The 14,831-nt window shown below is 32.7% G+C and carries 15 protein-coding genes; 11 read left to right on the top strand and 4 right to left on the bottom strand.

All coding sequences use genetic code 11. The features are described 5' to 3' along the window. Positions 1-38: 38 nt before the first annotated feature. The 7 genes from KA894_RS07565 to KA894_RS07535 all read left to right on the top strand — a co-directional run bounded on the left by KA894_RS07565 (position 39) and on the right by KA894_RS07535 (position 4,969). Positions 39-1,298, top strand: a complete 1,260-nt coding sequence (locus tag KA894_RS07565; RefSeq protein ID WP_119487687.1) for a molybdopterin molybdotransferase MoeA — start codon at positions 39-41, stop codon at positions 1,296-1,298. Further along, a complete protein-coding gene (mobB, locus tag KA894_RS07560) occupies positions 1,295-1,780 on the top strand; it encodes a molybdopterin-guanine dinucleotide biosynthesis protein B (protein ID WP_096823767.1) in 486 nt (161 codons plus the stop codon). Before KA894_RS07565 ends, mobB begins: the two co-directional genes overlap by 4 nt. Next, positions 1,781-2,233, top strand: coding sequence for a molybdenum cofactor biosynthesis protein MoaE (locus tag KA894_RS07555; RefSeq protein WP_096808660.1), 453 nt, complete (start codon positions 1,781-1,783; stop codon positions 2,231-2,233). Continuing rightward, on the top strand, positions 2,230-2,463 hold the full coding sequence (gene moaD, locus KA894_RS07550) for a molybdopterin converting factor subunit 1 (RefSeq protein ID WP_096808661.1): 234 nt from the start codon (positions 2,230-2,232) through the stop codon (positions 2,461-2,463). The genes KA894_RS07555 and moaD overlap by 4 nt, the downstream gene beginning before the upstream one ends. Before the next feature lie 7 nt (positions 2,464-2,470). After that, positions 2,471-3,079, top strand: a complete 609-nt coding sequence (gene mobA, locus KA894_RS07545; protein ID WP_096808662.1) for a molybdenum cofactor guanylyltransferase MobA — start codon at positions 2,471-2,473, stop codon at positions 3,077-3,079. Positions 3,080-3,092: 13 nt separating this feature from the next. Then, positions 3,093-4,115: a GTP 3',8-cyclase MoaA gene (moaA, locus tag KA894_RS07540; RefSeq protein WP_096808663.1), complete on the top strand. Its 1,023-nt coding sequence runs from the start codon at positions 3,093-3,095 to the stop codon at positions 4,113-4,115. Positions 4,116-4,621: 506 nt separating this feature from the next. Further along, a complete protein-coding gene (locus tag KA894_RS07535; RefSeq protein WP_096808664.1) occupies positions 4,622-4,969 on the top strand; it encodes a transcriptional regulator, SarA/Rot family in 348 nt (115 codons plus the stop codon). Between the two features lie 320 nt (positions 4,970-5,289). On the opposite strand, the gene KA894_RS07530 is transcribed toward KA894_RS07535, so the two are convergent. Then, positions 5,290-6,498, bottom strand: coding sequence for an MFS transporter (locus KA894_RS07530; RefSeq protein WP_103372517.1), 1,209 nt, complete (start codon positions 6,496-6,498; stop codon positions 5,290-5,292). 1 nt (position 6,499) lies between these two features. Beyond that, positions 6,500-6,934 (bottom strand): MarR family winged helix-turn-helix transcriptional regulator, encoded by a 435-nt coding sequence (locus KA894_RS07525; protein ID WP_096808666.1) that lies wholly within the window; start codon positions 6,932-6,934, stop codon positions 6,500-6,502. 220 nt (positions 6,935-7,154) lie between these two features. On the opposite strand from KA894_RS07525, the gene KA894_RS07520 reads away from it, so the two are divergent. The 3 genes from KA894_RS07520 to KA894_RS07510 all read left to right on the top strand — a co-directional run bounded on the left by KA894_RS07520 (position 7,155) and on the right by KA894_RS07510 (position 12,912). Continuing rightward, positions 7,155-7,916 (top strand): VOC family protein, encoded by a 762-nt coding sequence (locus tag KA894_RS07520; RefSeq protein WP_119487685.1) that lies wholly within the window; start codon positions 7,155-7,157, stop codon positions 7,914-7,916. Between the two features lie 371 nt (positions 7,917-8,287). Beyond that, positions 8,288-9,538 (top strand): lipid II:glycine glycyltransferase FemX, encoded by a 1,251-nt coding sequence (locus tag KA894_RS07515; protein WP_103372520.1) that lies wholly within the window; start codon positions 8,288-8,290, stop codon positions 9,536-9,538. A 194-nt stretch (positions 9,539-9,732) separates the two neighbouring features. Beyond that, positions 9,733-12,912 carry an efflux RND transporter permease subunit gene (locus KA894_RS07510; protein WP_115342002.1) on the top strand — a complete coding sequence of 1,060 codons (3,180 nt, stop codon included), beginning with the start codon at positions 9,733-9,735 and terminating at the stop codon, positions 12,910-12,912. Between the two features lie 156 nt (positions 12,913-13,068). Here KA894_RS07510 and mspA read toward each other — a convergent pair whose 3' ends face one another. Both mspA and KA894_RS07500 read right to left on the bottom strand, forming a co-directional pair. Then, complete coding sequence (gene mspA / locus KA894_RS07505; protein WP_096808671.1) at positions 13,069-13,386, bottom strand: membrane stabilizing protein MspA; 318 nt, start codon at positions 13,384-13,386, stop codon at positions 13,069-13,071. 63 nt (positions 13,387-13,449) lie between these two features. Next, complete coding sequence (locus tag KA894_RS07500) at positions 13,450-13,626, bottom strand: SE1832 family protein (protein ID WP_182478016.1); 177 nt, start codon at positions 13,624-13,626, stop codon at positions 13,450-13,452. A gap of 148 nt (positions 13,627-13,774) precedes the next feature. On the opposite strand from KA894_RS07500, the gene KA894_RS07495 reads away from it, so the two are divergent. After that, on the top strand, positions 13,775-14,683 hold the full coding sequence (locus KA894_RS07495; protein ID WP_119487684.1) for an AEC family transporter: 909 nt from the start codon (positions 13,775-13,777) through the stop codon (positions 14,681-14,683). Positions 14,684-14,831 lie beyond the last annotated feature (148 nt).

Genomic DNA, 14,831 nt, shown 5'->3' with positions numbered 1-14,831 from the left:
TATATCACGAAATTATTAATTATAAGGAGTAGATTGTGATGTCTGTTGAGAAAAGAAACCCAATTCCAGTGAGTGAAGCCATTAAACGTGTGGTTAATCAAGCTATTTTTATGGATGTAAAAACATTAGCTTTAGAGGACAGCTTAAATCACATTTTAGCTGAAGATATTGTGGCTACACATGAGATACCAAGATTTCATAAATCGCCGTACGATGGTTTTGCGTTAAGAAGTATTGATACAGAAGGCGCAAGTGGTGATAATCGGATTACATTCCAAGTTATTGATCACATAGGTGCAGGTTCGGTTTCAAATAAAAAAGTTGGTGAGTTTGAAGCAGTGCGTATTATGACAGGTGCAGAAATACCTAAAGGCGCTGACGCAATTGTGATGCTTGAGCAAACGATAGAAGGTAATCAGGAGTTTTCAATAAGGAAATCGTTTAACGTAAATGAGAATGTTTCATTAAAAGGTGAAGAAACACAAGTCGGAGATGTAGTGTTAGAAAAAGGGCAACAGATTAATCCAGGCGCTATAGCTGTTTTAGCGACATATGGTTATACACAAGTCCCAGTTTATGAAAAACCTAGCGTCGCCATTATTGCGACCGGTAGTGAATTGTTAGATGTCAGTGATGCGTTAGAACCTGGAAAAATTCGAAATTCCAATGGACCAATGATAACAGCATTGGCGAAAAAACATGAATTAAAGGTTAACACTTATAAAATTCAGCAAGATGATTTAAACAGTAATATCGAAGTTGTAAGTCAAGCATTGGCTAATCATGACATTGTGGTTACAACTGGAGGTGTTTCTGTAGGAGACTTTGATTATTTGCCACAGATTTATGAAGCTATCAATGCTGAAGTATTGTTTAATAAGATTGCAATGAGACCGGGAAGTGTAACGACAGTAGCAGTTGCTAATGGTAAATATTTATTTGGTTTATCTGGCAATCCTTCTGCTTGTTTCACTGGTTTTGAATTATACGTTAAACCTGCAATACAACATATGATGGGTGCTAAAGCTATTTATCCGCAAATCGTCCAAGCGACACTCATGGAAGACTTTAAAAAACCCAACCCATTCACGAGATTTATTCGAGCAACAGTTACTTTTAACGGTAAAGAAATGACCGTCAGACCTTCAGGATTCAACAAATCTGGTGCGGTTGTAGCTATTGCCCACAGTAACGCGATGATTATGTTGCCAAGTGGTACAAGAGGCTACCAAAAAGGGCATACTGTGAATGTGATTTTAACTGAATCTCAAGCTTATGAATTGGATAGTACATTATGATCTTGCAAATTGTAGGTTATAAAAATTCAGGGAAAACAACACTCATGACTTATGCGGTTGAAATATTAAAATCTCATGGTATGCGTGTGGCAACCATAAAACATCACGGTGGCAAGGACAAAGGGCATTCTGATATTGCATTGCAAACAAATACAGTTGATCATATGAGACATTTTAACGCTGGCGCAGATCAAAGTATTGTACAGGGGCATCATTTTCAGCAAACTGTGACGCGTTACGAAAATCAAAGGCTTGATGAAATTATAGCCAAATCTGTTACAATAGATAATGATATCGTTATAGTAGAAGGTTTTAAAGAAGCAAAATACAGTAAAGTAGTTGTATATCGTGATGATATTGATTATAAATACTTAAGTGAATTATCAAATATTAAGTACGACATTAATATAGAACAGCCATTAGCGATGCAAAAATTTGAGCAGTGGTTATTATCTTTTGTTAACGTAAAAGGAATGGATTAAATGAAGCAATTTGAAGTCACAAACGTGCCTATACAAACAGAGCAATATCGTCAATATGTACTCAATGAACATCAAGGCGCAGTGGTTATTTTTACTGGGCATGTACGAGAATGGACTAAAGGAGTTAAGACCGAGTATCTAGAATATGAAGCTTATATCCCTATGGCTGAAAAAAAATTGGCTCAAATAGGTGATGAGATTTCACGAAAATGGCCTGGTACACAAACTGCTATAGTCCACAGGATTGGACCGTTAGCAATATCAGATATTGCAGTCCTGATAAGTGTTTCTTCCCCACATCGTAAAGACGCCTATCAAGCAAATGAATATGCAATTGAAAGAATTAAAGAAGTAGTGCCGATTTGGAAAAAAGAAATTTGGGAAGATGGCGCTGAATGGCAAGGTCACCAACGTGGTTACCATGAGGATGCAATGGGAGGGGATAAGATATGAAAGTGTTGTATTTTGCAGAAATAAAAGAGATTTTAGCAAAAACATCAGAAGATATTGATTTGAGTTATGATATTACTGTAGATGAGTTTTTGACAGATTTATTTAAACGTTATCCTGGTATCAGTGATAAACAATTTCAAGTAGCGGTCAATGAGGAATTTGTCAAAGGCGATGACATAGTACAGCCTAATGACACTATCGCGTTGATACCACCAGTTAGTGGAGGTTAATAAGAAAATGAAAGCGATTATACTTGCCGGAGGACAATCAGAGAGATTCGGTAAACCAAAAGCTTTTGCACAAATTAATTCGCAGATGTTTTATAAGCGAATTATAGAAGTGTTAGAAGGAACAAACTTGTTCAATGAAATTATTATAAGCACCAATGAAACATTAGCACCACAATTTGATTATCCTAATATTGCTATTGATGATGCTGAAAACAAAGATAAAGGTCCAATGGCTGGTATTTATTCAGTGATGCGACAACATACAGATGAAACACTTTTCTTTGTAATATCTGTAGATACACCCATGATTACACAAAAAGCAATAAGTAAATTGTATCAATTTATGATTGAACATTTGATTGAAGATCAACTCAATATTGCCGGTTTCCAAGAAAAGGGTATGCCAATCCCTACGATGGCATTTTATAGTCCACAGACACTGCCTACTATAGAAACAGCTTTGGATTCAGGTGATTATAGCCTTAAAAATGTCTATTCTAAAGTTAAAAGTGATTGGTTAGATGTACATGAAATAGATTCATCTAATTATTGGTACAAAAATATAAATTATCAACAAGATTTAGAAGATTTACACCATGACATTATGAATAGCTAAGGGGGCTTATATTATGGTAGAACAAATAACTGATAAACTTGGCCGTCCAATTCGAGATTTAAGATTGTCAGTTACAGATCGTTGCAATTTCCGCTGTGATTATTGCATGCCGAAAGAAATTTTCGGTGATGATTTTGTTTTCTTACCTAAAGACGAATTACTCACGTTTGATGAAATGGTGCGTATCGCTAAAGTTTATACACGATTAGGTGTTAAAAAAATCCGGATTACAGGTGGAGAACCTTTATTAAGAAGAGATTTATATAAATTAATATATGAGTTAAATCAATTGGAAGGTATAGAAGATATAGGTTTAACCACAAATGGTTTGTTATTAAAAAAACATGGTCAAAATTTATATGATGCAGGTTTACGACGTATTAATGTAAGTCTAGATGCGATTGACGATAAAGTATTCCAAGCTATAAACAACCGAAATATTAAGGCTTCTACGATTTTGCAACAAATAGATTATGCTGTTTCAATAGGATTTCATGTGAAAGTGAATGTTGTTGTTCAAAAAGGCGTGAACGACGACCAAATTTTGCCTATGATACAATATTTTAAAGATAAAGATATTGAAATACGTTTTATTGAATTTATGGATGTCGGAAATGATAATGGTTGGGACTTTAGTAAAGTAGTTACAAAAGATGAAATGTTAAATATGATTGAGTCCGCATTTGATATTGAACCTGTTGAGCCTAAGTATTTTGGCGAAGTTGCAAAATACTATCGTCATAAAGATAATGGCGCTAAATTTGGGCTTATTACAAGTGTATCTGAATCTTTCTGTTCTACATGTACACGTGCAAGGTTATCATCTGATGGTAAGTTTTATGGTTGCCTTTTTAGTACGGTAGATGGATTTAATGTAAAATCGTTTATGCGTTCTGGAGTGTCAGATGACGCACTGTTTGAACAGTTTAAAGCGCTATGGAACATTAGAGATGATAGATATTCAGATGAGCGTACGGCACAAACTGTGGCCAATAGAAAACGTAAAAAAATAAATATGAATTATATTGGTGGCTAATAACAATCAAAGCACATCTAGTTATCGAATGGAAACAACCAGTTTTTGATAATAATAGTTAATAAAAATATTCATACAAAGCGTTAAAACCAAGGTAGATGAGTGTGTCTTTTACAAAGATGTGTGAAGCTATTAATTCTAATTATGAGCTTAATAGGAGTAGGAGAGAAATCAAATTTTGAATGTTGATTTTTCCCTGCTCTTTTTTTATTATCATTTTAAATCATGTTTTATGTAAAATAAGTTCAAAAGTGAGGAATGATAGATTTGCAAGATAATGTATTATACATAAGTAATTTTTTAATGATTAAAGATAACGAACAATAGAAAATGATTACTATAATCATATGTAACTATATAAATATTTTCCAATAGTAAAATTTATTTATCTGTTTCTTTAAAAATAATAGATTTAATGAAGAAAGTGTTATATAATATTTAAAAAGCTTATTCATTATATAAAGCCAATACTAACAATGAGAATAAACCATGAGGAGGCCATATTTATGGAAAGTAAAGCAGCATATTATATTACATCTGAAAGAGCTTTAAGCCAATTGAAGCATTGGTTAAAGTCAGTGCATCGTTTGTCTATTGAAGAATTTGTGGTGTTATTTAAAGTATATGAAGCAAATAAAATTAGTGGAAAAGAATTGAGAGACACGCTACATTTTGAAATGTTATGGGACACGAGTAAAATAGACGTTATTATAAGAAAAATTTATAAAAAAGAATTGATTTCAAAGGTACGTTCAGAAACCGATGAAAGGCAAGTATTTTACTATTATACAGAAGCACAAGCGAAGCAAATTGATGATATTATTAAGGAAATAGAAAATATAAAAGTTGCTTAACAGGCAAATTAAAAGTCAAAGGCTTACCATCTACATTTAATTGAGACTAACCAAGTGCTATAAAGGCATTTGCATTTTGATATTTAAAATGATTTATTTATAAAGCAATATAAAATGTTGGTTGTATGTTTTTTTGAAACCGTAGAATATGATGAATGCAAACTCAAGCATGACATACGTTTTGTGGTCATAAAAACTACCGATAAGAATACCCCCTCGAAGTAACCATTGAAAAATGAAAAATTTGAGGGGGTATTTATATATAAAATATCATTTAAGTACACTGTGAACTCTTTGTAATTTATCGTTTATATCAAATATTAAAATGCACTAGTGTGTTTTACTTTTTTACCGTGCACAAAGTAATAAATAACACCTGTAATCAATACTAAAACTGCCATAATAGCGTATAGCTGTGCGAATGATACAGCAGAAGTTACGAAACCTAATACATACGGGCCAAATCCAAGACCCAAGTCTAAACCGATAAAATAAGTTGATGTCGCAATACCATATTTTGCTGGTGGAGATACTTTGATTGCGATTGCTTGCATACATGATGAAATGTTCCCGTAGCCTGCCCCCAAGAATAATCCTGCAAGTATAAGTAACCAACTATTATTTGTGATACTTAATGTTAGGAATGTAAGGATTAAAAAGATGAATGCTGGATAAGCTACAACATTTTCATTTTTATCGTCCATCATTCTTCCAGCTACTGGTCGTGTAACTAAAGAAGCAATAGCATAGAAAATAAAGAAATAACTAGAAATTGTAACTAAATTAATTTCTTGAGCAAAGAATTGTAAAAATGTCAGTATAGATGAATAAGATAATCCTGCAAGTAGCATAATAATAGCAACTGGCAGCGCTTCTTTTGCAATATAATGATTGATATCAAATTTCTTATTCTTAGCATTTTGGGGCATAGCAACTTCACTTGTTAAATCGATATTCAATTTAATAAAGAATGAAATAATAAAACTTACGATACCACATAATAAGCATAGTAAAAATAATAATTGAATAGGAAATGTATTGATAAGTAGAAGACCGAAGAATGGGCCTATTGCAGCTCCAATAACTAAACTTAATGAGAATAGGCTAATCCCTTCACTTTTTCTTTCTGGTGGCGTGGTATATGCCGCGATTGTTCCAGTAGCAGTTGTCGTAACGCCAGTAGCTATACCATTAACTAATCTTGTAAACATAAGCACTGCTAAAGCGCCTTCGATAAAGTAGAATAATTGAGTGATAATTAATAAGATTAAACCGATGATTAAAATGCGCTTAGGACCGATTTTATTAACATATTTACCTGTAATAAAGCGGCCTATTAATGATCCAATAATGAATAAACCAGATACAAGCCCAGCCATACTATCTGATGCATGGTATTCTGATTTCGTATAACTTGCAATAATAACAATAAGTAAATACATACATAAATAAACTAAAAAGTTTGTAATAAAATTAATGTTAAAACTCTTTGTCCAAATAGGTGACTTCGTCGATGCTGTTTGGTTCATTTTAAAATTCCTCCATTGCTAAAATTTGTTCATGAATAGATTGTAATGATTTGGTAATATGTTCAAGTTCTGACGTTGACAAGCCTGTGTTTTCAATAATTTTGTCTTGCAATTTATCTACACGAGTACTGATATTGTTATACAGTGATTGTCCTTCTTGAGAAAGTGAGAGCCATTTTTCTCGTTTGTCTGTGCCTGATTCAACAGTTAATAAGGATTTTTCAGAAAGTACTTTTAAAATTTTTCTAGCTGTTGGTTTTTCAATTGAGCGTCGTTTTGAAATTTGTACTAGAGTGGTTGGCGCATTGTAACAAATGTCTTTTAATACCAGCCATTGTGCTGGATAGAGTTCAAATTCTTCAAAAATAGGTTGAAAAAGTTTGGTATAAGGTCTATAAATGGCGATAATATTATCAAATACAAATTTATTTTCCATGAATGAGTGCCTCCGAAATAGTTAGCTTAGCTAACTTAATTTTGAACAAATTATATTTTAATCTATTTATGGAGAAAAATCAATACGTATTTTAAAGAAAACGTTTTCGTATAGAAAGATAGGAAAATGTAATATTTTAAATTGAGGTAATGAGTTATAAGAAGTAAACACGTGTACAATTTGTTAAGATAAAGCTAAAGAAGAAATAGGGGGATAAGTCATGAAAGATTTAAAATTAGATCATATTGTTCATTATGTACAACAGTTAGATAATTTCAAATTCCCAGGCCACATATTTACATTACATCAAGGTGGAAAGCACGATAGATTAGGCACGTATAATCGTTTGGCTTATTTAAATAACGCATATATTGAATTATTAGACGTTTATAAACCGGAAACATTACAAAAAATAATTAAGAGTGAAGAAGGACGTGTGTCTTTTCCTTCGAAAATCGTTCAAGACCATTATCAACAAGGTCTAAAAACAATAGCCTTTCAAACACAGGATATATCTAAATTGAAAGAAAATTTAGAGGCCCAAAATATAGAGGTTGTCGGCCCCATAGAGATGGATAGAGAAAATACCAAAGGTGAAAAGACTACATGGAGGCTATTATATATTGCTGATCCTGATTATAGGGTGAAGCCGCCCTTTTTTATCCAATGGGATGAAAGCGTAAAAGAGAGAGAAACAAAGATAGCGCCATTACGACAAGAAGCTTTTACTATAAAAGGTATTGAAATAAACAGTACCGAAAGGAATCACACCGCTGAAAAGTGGAAACAATGGTTTGGAATGGAAGTCGTAAGTCATTCAGAAACCGAGACAACATTAAAATTAAAAAATGATGATGTTGTCTATCGAATATATGATGGGGCATATTCTGGTTACAAAGCAGTGATATTAAAAGACAATAAAACAGCCTCTCCCTACACATTGATTATTAGAGGGCTAAAGTATAAAGTTGAAGCAGATTAATAAATATAGATATATATACTATGCGCAATAACAATAACATGTATCAAAGAAACCATTAGTGTTAAAATAGTTAAGGAAGTTGCCAATTTGTTTTTACCAGATAAAAGTAATAAATAAACAGATAATAAAAATGTAAAAGCAGCTAATATAATCCTCAAACTTAGGTATGAAATACTAAAAGATGTACCAAACGCTTGAATTACAAAAATTAAATTGACTAGGAAAAGTAGTCCTAATATGATGATACGCATAATAATCACCTCATTTCTTTATTTACATTATTATATCAAAGAATAGGAAATGATGTGAAAGAATGCGTGAAGCAATGTATAATAACAAAGTATGTAATGGTAAAAGGAGATATCAGTTTTATGGAAAAGATGAATATCACAAATCAAGCTCATGATGCGTTTGTCAAATCACACTCACAAGGAGATTTGTTACAATTAACACAATGGGCAGAAACAAAAAAATTAACTGGCTGGTACTCGAAACGTATTGCAGTCGGTGAAAATGGCGAAATTTTAGGCGTAGCCCAGTTATTATTTAAAAAAATACCTAAATTGCCATACACACTATGTTATATTTCAAGAGGATTTGTAACTGATTATAGTAATAAGCTTGCGTTAGAAACATTATTAGAATATGCAGTACAAATAGCTAAAGAAGAAAAAGCTTATACAATTAAAATAGACCCAGATGTAGAAGTGGATAAAGGTGCTGACGCACTGAGACATTTAAGAGAATTAGGATTTAAACATAAAGGATTTAAAGCAGGCCTCTCTAAAGACTATATTCAACCAAGAATGACAATGGTAACACCTATTGATAAAAACGACGATGACTTAATTCAAAGTTTTGAAAGAAGAAATCGCTCAAAAGTGAGATTAGCTTTAAAACGCGGCACCAAAGTAGAGCGTTCTGATAGAGAAGGTTTAAAAACATTTGCTGAATTAATGAAAATTACTGGTGAAAGAGATGGCTTTTTAACAAGAGATGTTAGTTATTTTCAAAATATTTATGATGCACTTCATCCTGATGGCGATGCAGAATTATTTTTAGTGAAGTTAGAACCTAAACCAGTACTTAAAGATTTACGCCAAGATTTAGCACAATTAGAAGAAGAAAAAGTGAAATTAACTGAGAAAAAGCAAGATAAAAAAACATTAAATAAAATAAATGACGCCGAAAATAAAATGAAAAAGACACAAGAACTAATTGATGAAATGGAAGCGCTAGAAGACAAGCATCCAGAAGGCATCTATTTATCTGGGGCGTTACTTATGTTTGCAGGAAACAAGTCATATTATCTTTACGGTGCTTCCTCAAATGATTATCGTGATTTCTTACCAAACCATCATATGCAATTTGCGATGATGCAATATGCCAGAGAACATGGCGCGACTACATATGATTTTGGTGGCACAGATAATAATCCAGATAAAGATTCAGACCACTATGGACTATGGACATTTAAGAAAGTGTGGGGCACTTATTTAAGTGAAAAAATTGGGGAATTTGATTATGTTTTAAATAAACCGTTATACCAAGTGATTGAAAACCTTAAACCTAAATTGACGAAAGCGAAAATCAAACTTTCACGTAAATTAAAACGTAATTAATATTAAGAAGAGTATGTTATAAAGATAGACACGTTATAAGGTATTAATATGAAAGTTAAACTTTATAACGTGCATTTTTTATGGGTTTTAAAGTATACATATATTTTAAAAGTTAAAGTGATACAAACAAATGATTGAATAATAAAACAATATACTGACATAAACTGAATTATAATGTAGAGGAGAAAGAAAATATGATCAAAAAACTTTTACAGTTTTCACTGGGAAATAAGTTTGCTATCTTCCTTATGGTCATACTGGTTATATTAGGTGGCGTATATTCAAGTGCTAAAATGAAACTTGAACTATTACCTGACGTAGAACCACCAGTAATTACTGTACAAACGACAATGGCAGGAGCTACGCCTGAAACGATCAAAGATGATATAAGTGATAAGATTGACGACCAAATAAGATCCATGGCAAATGTAAAAAATGTTAATGCTCAATCCATTCAAAATGCTTCTATGGTATCTGTTGAATATGAAAATGGAACGAATATGGATAAAGCTGAAAATGATTTAAAAAAGGAATTGGATAAAATTAACTTCAGTGATGAAGTTGAAGAACCAGAGTTAACGAGAAGTTCCATGAATGCTTTTCCAATTGTAGCCTATTCATTTACCACAGATGATAATAATCTTAAAGATACAACAAGCAAAGTTAATAACCAACTATTGCCTAAATTACAGACAATTGATGGCGTACAAAATGCACAATTGAACGGGCAAACATCACGAGAAGTTTCAATAAAATTTGACCAAGATAAATTACAACAGAGTGGTTTGACTGTAGAAAGTGTGGAACAATTTTTAAAAAGTGCTACTAGTGAAACCCCGTTAGGATTATTCCAATTTGGTAAAACTGAGAAATCGGTAGTAATCGATGGACAATTCACTTCAGTAGAAGCGTTGCAAAATTTGGAAATCCCATTATCAGCATCAAGTATGAGTAGCCAAGGACAAAGTGATGGAGAGTCAACTCAAAATGGTGAGGCGCAACTTTCGTCACAAGCAGCTGATACACCATCGTCTGATAATAATTCGGATGAAGCGGCTAATGATAGTAGTGTACCTTCAGTTAAACTTCAGGACATTGCAAGTGTTTCAGTAGGTGAGGAACGTGAGTCTATTTCTAAAACAAATGGCAAAGACGCAATTAATGTACAAGTGACAAAAGCCCAAGATGCAAACACTGTTCAAGTAGCAAATGATACTAAAAAAGCCATAGATGAATTCACAAAAGAAAATAAAGATATAAAAGCTACAAAAGTGATGGATACGGCCAAACCAATAGAAGATTCACTGTATACAATGATTGAAAAAGCAGCACTCGGTACGATTGTAGCTATTATTGTCATCTTATTATTCTTAAGAAACATTAGAACTACGGCGATTTCAGTCGTTTCCATACCTATGTCTATACTTATTGCGATGGTTGCGCTGAAATTAGCCAATGTTTCATTAAACATTTTAACACTTGGTGCGCTGACAGTTGCAATCGGACGTGTTATCGACGATTCAATCGTTGTAGTTGAAAACATATATAGACGTTTATCAGACAAAAAAGAGGCATTAACGGGTGATAAGCTAATCATCAGTGCAACAAAAGAAGTTTTCAAACCAATCATGTCTTCTACTATTGTTACGATTATCGTATTTCTACCATTAGCATTTGTAACTGGTTCAGTAGGTGAAATGTTTAGGCCATTTGCACTTGCAATTGCGTTTAGTTTATTAGCGTCGTTACTTGTTTCAATTACGATTGTACCTTCCTTGAGTGCTACATTTTTTAAAAAAGGTATAAAACGGAAAAAAGAAACATCTTTAGGCATAGTAGGTAGGGGCTATAAAAAGATATTACGTTGGTCACTCGCGCATAAATGGATAGTAATGCTTATAAGTACTGTTGTTTTAATAGCTAGTGTGGGCTTAGGTGCTGCGAAACTAGGAACTAGCTTTATCTCAACTGGTGAAGATAAATTTATGGCATTAACGTATACACCAGAGCCAGGTGAAACAGAAGCAGGTGTCTTAGAACATGCTGAACAAGTACAAAAATATTTGAATAATAAAGATAAAGTGAAAACAGTACAATATTCTGTTGGTGGAGCAACACCAACAGATCCGACAGGTAGTTCAAACAGTATGGCGATTATGGTGGAATATGAATCTAACACCCCTAATTTCGATGAAGAACCTGATAAAGTCTTGAATCATATCGAGACATATCAGCATCCCGGGGATTGGGCGAACCAAGATATGAGTGGTGGCGGCACAAATAATGAATTAGAAGTATCCGTAACAGGACCATCACTTGACGCAATAAAAGATACGGTTAATAAAGTTGAGAATGATATGAAAGATATTGAGGGGATGGCAAATGTAAAATCTGATTTAACAAAAACATACGAACAATATAATATCAAAGTAGATCAGAATAAAGCTTCAAATTATGGTTTATCTGCGTCACAATTAGCTATGACATTAAACCAAAACACACCAGAACAAAGTGTAACCACAGTTAAAGAAAGCGGTAAAGAGATTGACGTAAAGATTAAAGAAGATAAAGAGACTGACTGGACAGAAGCAAAACTTAACAACACTGAGCTTCAGACACCAACAGGTCAATCAATTGAATTAAGTGATATAGCTGAATTAGAGAAGACAAGCACACCGAACAAGATAGAAACAAAAGCAGGGGACTATACTTCAAAAGTTTCCGGTAAAGTAACAAGTGATGATGTTGGTGGTACATCTCAAAAAATACTTTCAAAAGTCAATGAAATAGAGAAACCTGATAATGTAGATATTAATGTAGGGGGCGCTAATGAAGATATTAATAATGCAGTAACGCAACTAACTATGGCAATGCTCGCAGCAATTATTATTGTTTATTTAGTATTAGTGTTGACGTTTAAAGGCGCATTGGCACCATTTACAATATTATTCTCATTACCTTATACAGTTATCGGCGTTGTTGTTGCACTAATTGTAACTGGTGAAACAGTTTCTGTACCAAGTATGATTGGTATGCTAATGTTGATTGGTATCGTGGTAACAAATGCAATTGTGTTAATCGATAGAGTAATCAATAAGCAACAACAAGGCATGGAAATGAAAGCAGCGCTATTAGAAGCAGGGGGCACGCGTATCAGACCAATCCTGATGACTGCATTAGCAACGATTGGTGCATTAACACCAATGTTATTTGGTGAAGATAGTTCTATTATTATTTCCAAAGGTATGGCTGCAACAGTTGTAGGCGGTTTAATATCTTCGACATTACTGACATTAATTGTTGTGCCAGTTATTTATGAAATATTGTTTACTTTAAAAGCCAAAATATTAAAAAAAGAAAATAAATCAAAATAACTGATGCAGGACAACATAGAAATGCATTATAATTATTGAACTAATAAAATATGAATCGGGCGTACCGTATCAAGTTGTAGATACCGTACGCCCGTCTTTTAATTTAATAAAAAATGCTGAAATAGCTTAGCTACATCAGCATTAAAATGGGTGTTTTTAATATAAAACTAACGTCAAAATGACATAGATTACAAATAAAACAATACTCATTATATTTAAAATTTGTACAGCTTTCTGGTCGTTCTTACTATTTTTAAAGCCTGTAATTTCCACATTACCTACGATAAGTAATAGCACGATAAATACCCACCAATTTACAGCGGGGAATGATAATGTTGTAATAGCTACAACGAATAACAAAAGTAAAGCCATAATGATACGTAAAATACGTGTAATAATTGTGTTCATCTTAAATATACTTATGTAGCTTACGATTAAATATAACACGGGCAAAAATATAAGATACAGTTGCATATATTACATCCTTTCTATGTTCGTCCTTAATCTTAGCATGTAAAATATTTATTTACTAGGATGTTATTTATTTTCTTTTTGTCTAATTTCTGAACGTACTTCTGCCATTTCTTGTTCTATTTGTTCAAGTTGTCGAATTAAAGGTTCTACAGATTGACTAACGGATTCTCTTTTTTCAAGATCACCTTGTAATCGAACGTAATCATGTTTTAGTTCTGCTAGCTTATCATTTAAATCCATTTAATTACCTCCTTCACTATCTTGTATAGGCTTTCAGTATATAGTTAGAATTATAACATGGATTCGAAAGCTTCTAAAATAGATGTAACTTATGTTAAAGTATGAAAATAGAATGAAAATGATATGATTGAATGAAAGAAGGATTTATGTGACCCAACAATTTATTATTATTATTTTACTTATTGCCTTAGGCTATACACTTAAACGCATAAAATACTTTAAAGCTAATGATAGTCAAGTCTTTTCAACCTTAGTCTTAAATGTCACGTTACCTTCTTTAGTAATCGTCAATTTAAATGGGGCAAGCTTAGATTTATCGCTTTCTATATTGCCTATTATGATGATACTATACGGTGTTATTGCAAAAGTCATTGTGATTTGGTTTTTCTTAAAATACGATAATCATATACGTGGCACTGTTGGGATGATGACGGCATCACTCAATATTGGTTTATTTGCTTATCCTCTTGTAGAGGCTATTTGGCCTAAAACAGGTATGATATATTTCGGCATGGCTGATATCGGTGGTGCTATTATTATGTTTGGGGTAACTTATTTTGTTGGGAGTTACTTCAGCAGTGCTGGCGATAATTTTGATTTCAAGTATTTAGGTAAAAATTTGCTTAAATCTGTTCCTTTAATGACATATATCATCATGTTTATTTTAAATATGCTTAATATTCATTTCCCAGAACCTGTAATTAACTTCTTCTCTGTTTTATCAGGTGCTAATATGCCATTATCTATGATTTTACTTGGTTTAATGCTAAACTTCAGTATTGATAATCGCTTTTTACCTATTGCTTTAAAATATTTAGGCTTGCATTATGGCTTAGGCATATTAGCGGGATTATTAGTTTATTTCTTGTTACCAGTAGACGACCAAATGATTAAAACAACATTACAAGTTGCTTGGTTATTACCGATTGGTGTAGCTATCATACCTTATTCTATTCAGTTTAAATATAAGACGTTGCCATTGGTAGGTATGGTCAGTAACTTGACGATTGTAATTAGTATTATTATTTTGTATATCTATCAAGCTTTATTTGTATAAATCATTAAAATAGATAATATTTCTAAACTAATCTGGATAGGTTAGTTCTAACTGTCGACAAAGTTTCCGACTTTGTTGGCAGTTTTTTATGCATACTTTCCGTAGGCATTGCTATAGCTCGTCGTTTTCGGTTAGTGTATTTGCAGGC

The organism is Staphylococcus sp. GDY8P131P (assembly GCF_017891975.1).
GTDB lineage: Bacteria > Bacillota > Bacilli > Staphylococcales > Staphylococcaceae > Staphylococcus > Staphylococcus nepalensis.
Note: the sequence above shows the minus strand (reverse complement) of the source record. Positions and strands in the feature narration are given on the sequence as shown.

Excerpts from the sequence above, each read along its gene's own strand:
- KA894_RS07515 (WP_103372520.1), top strand. The coding sequence starts at position 8,288 with ATGGAAAAGATGAATATCACAAATCAAGCTCATGATGCGTTTGTCAAA.
- KA894_RS07520 (WP_119487685.1), top strand. The coding sequence starts at position 7,155 with ATGAAAGATTTAAAATTAGATCATATTGTTCATTATGTACAACAGTTA.
- KA894_RS07510 (WP_115342002.1), top strand. The coding sequence starts at position 9,733 with ATGATCAAAAAACTTTTACAGTTTTCACTGGGAAATAAGTTTGCTATC.
- moaA (WP_096808663.1), top strand. The coding sequence starts at position 3,093 with ATGGTAGAACAAATAACTGATAAACTTGGCCGTCCAATTCGAGATTTA.
- KA894_RS07525 (WP_096808666.1), bottom strand. The coding sequence starts at position 6,934 with ATGGAAAATAAATTTGTATTTGATAATATTATCGCCATTTATAGACCT.
- KA894_RS07565 (WP_119487687.1), top strand. The coding sequence starts at position 39 with ATGTCTGTTGAGAAAAGAAACCCAATTCCAGTGAGTGAAGCCATTAAA.
- KA894_RS07535 (WP_096808664.1), top strand. The coding sequence starts at position 4,622 with ATGGAAAGTAAAGCAGCATATTATATTACATCTGAAAGAGCTTTAAGC.
- KA894_RS07500 (WP_182478016.1), bottom strand. The coding sequence starts at position 13,626 with ATGGATTTAAATGATAAGCTAGCAGAACTAAAACATGATTACGTTCGA.
- KA894_RS07555 (WP_096808660.1), top strand. The coding sequence starts at position 1,781 with ATGAAGCAATTTGAAGTCACAAACGTGCCTATACAAACAGAGCAATAT.
- mspA (WP_096808671.1), bottom strand. The coding sequence starts at position 13,386 with ATGCAACTGTATCTTATATTTTTGCCCGTGTTATATTTAATCGTAAGC.
- mobB (WP_096823767.1), top strand. The coding sequence starts at position 1,295 with ATGATCTTGCAAATTGTAGGTTATAAAAATTCAGGGAAAACAACACTC.
- mobA (WP_096808662.1), top strand. The coding sequence starts at position 2,471 with ATGAAAGCGATTATACTTGCCGGAGGACAATCAGAGAGATTCGGTAAA.
- KA894_RS07530 (WP_103372517.1), bottom strand. The coding sequence starts at position 6,498 with ATGAACCAAACAGCATCGACGAAGTCACCTATTTGGACAAAGAGTTTT.
- moaD (WP_096808661.1), top strand. The coding sequence starts at position 2,230 with ATGAAAGTGTTGTATTTTGCAGAAATAAAAGAGATTTTAGCAAAAACA.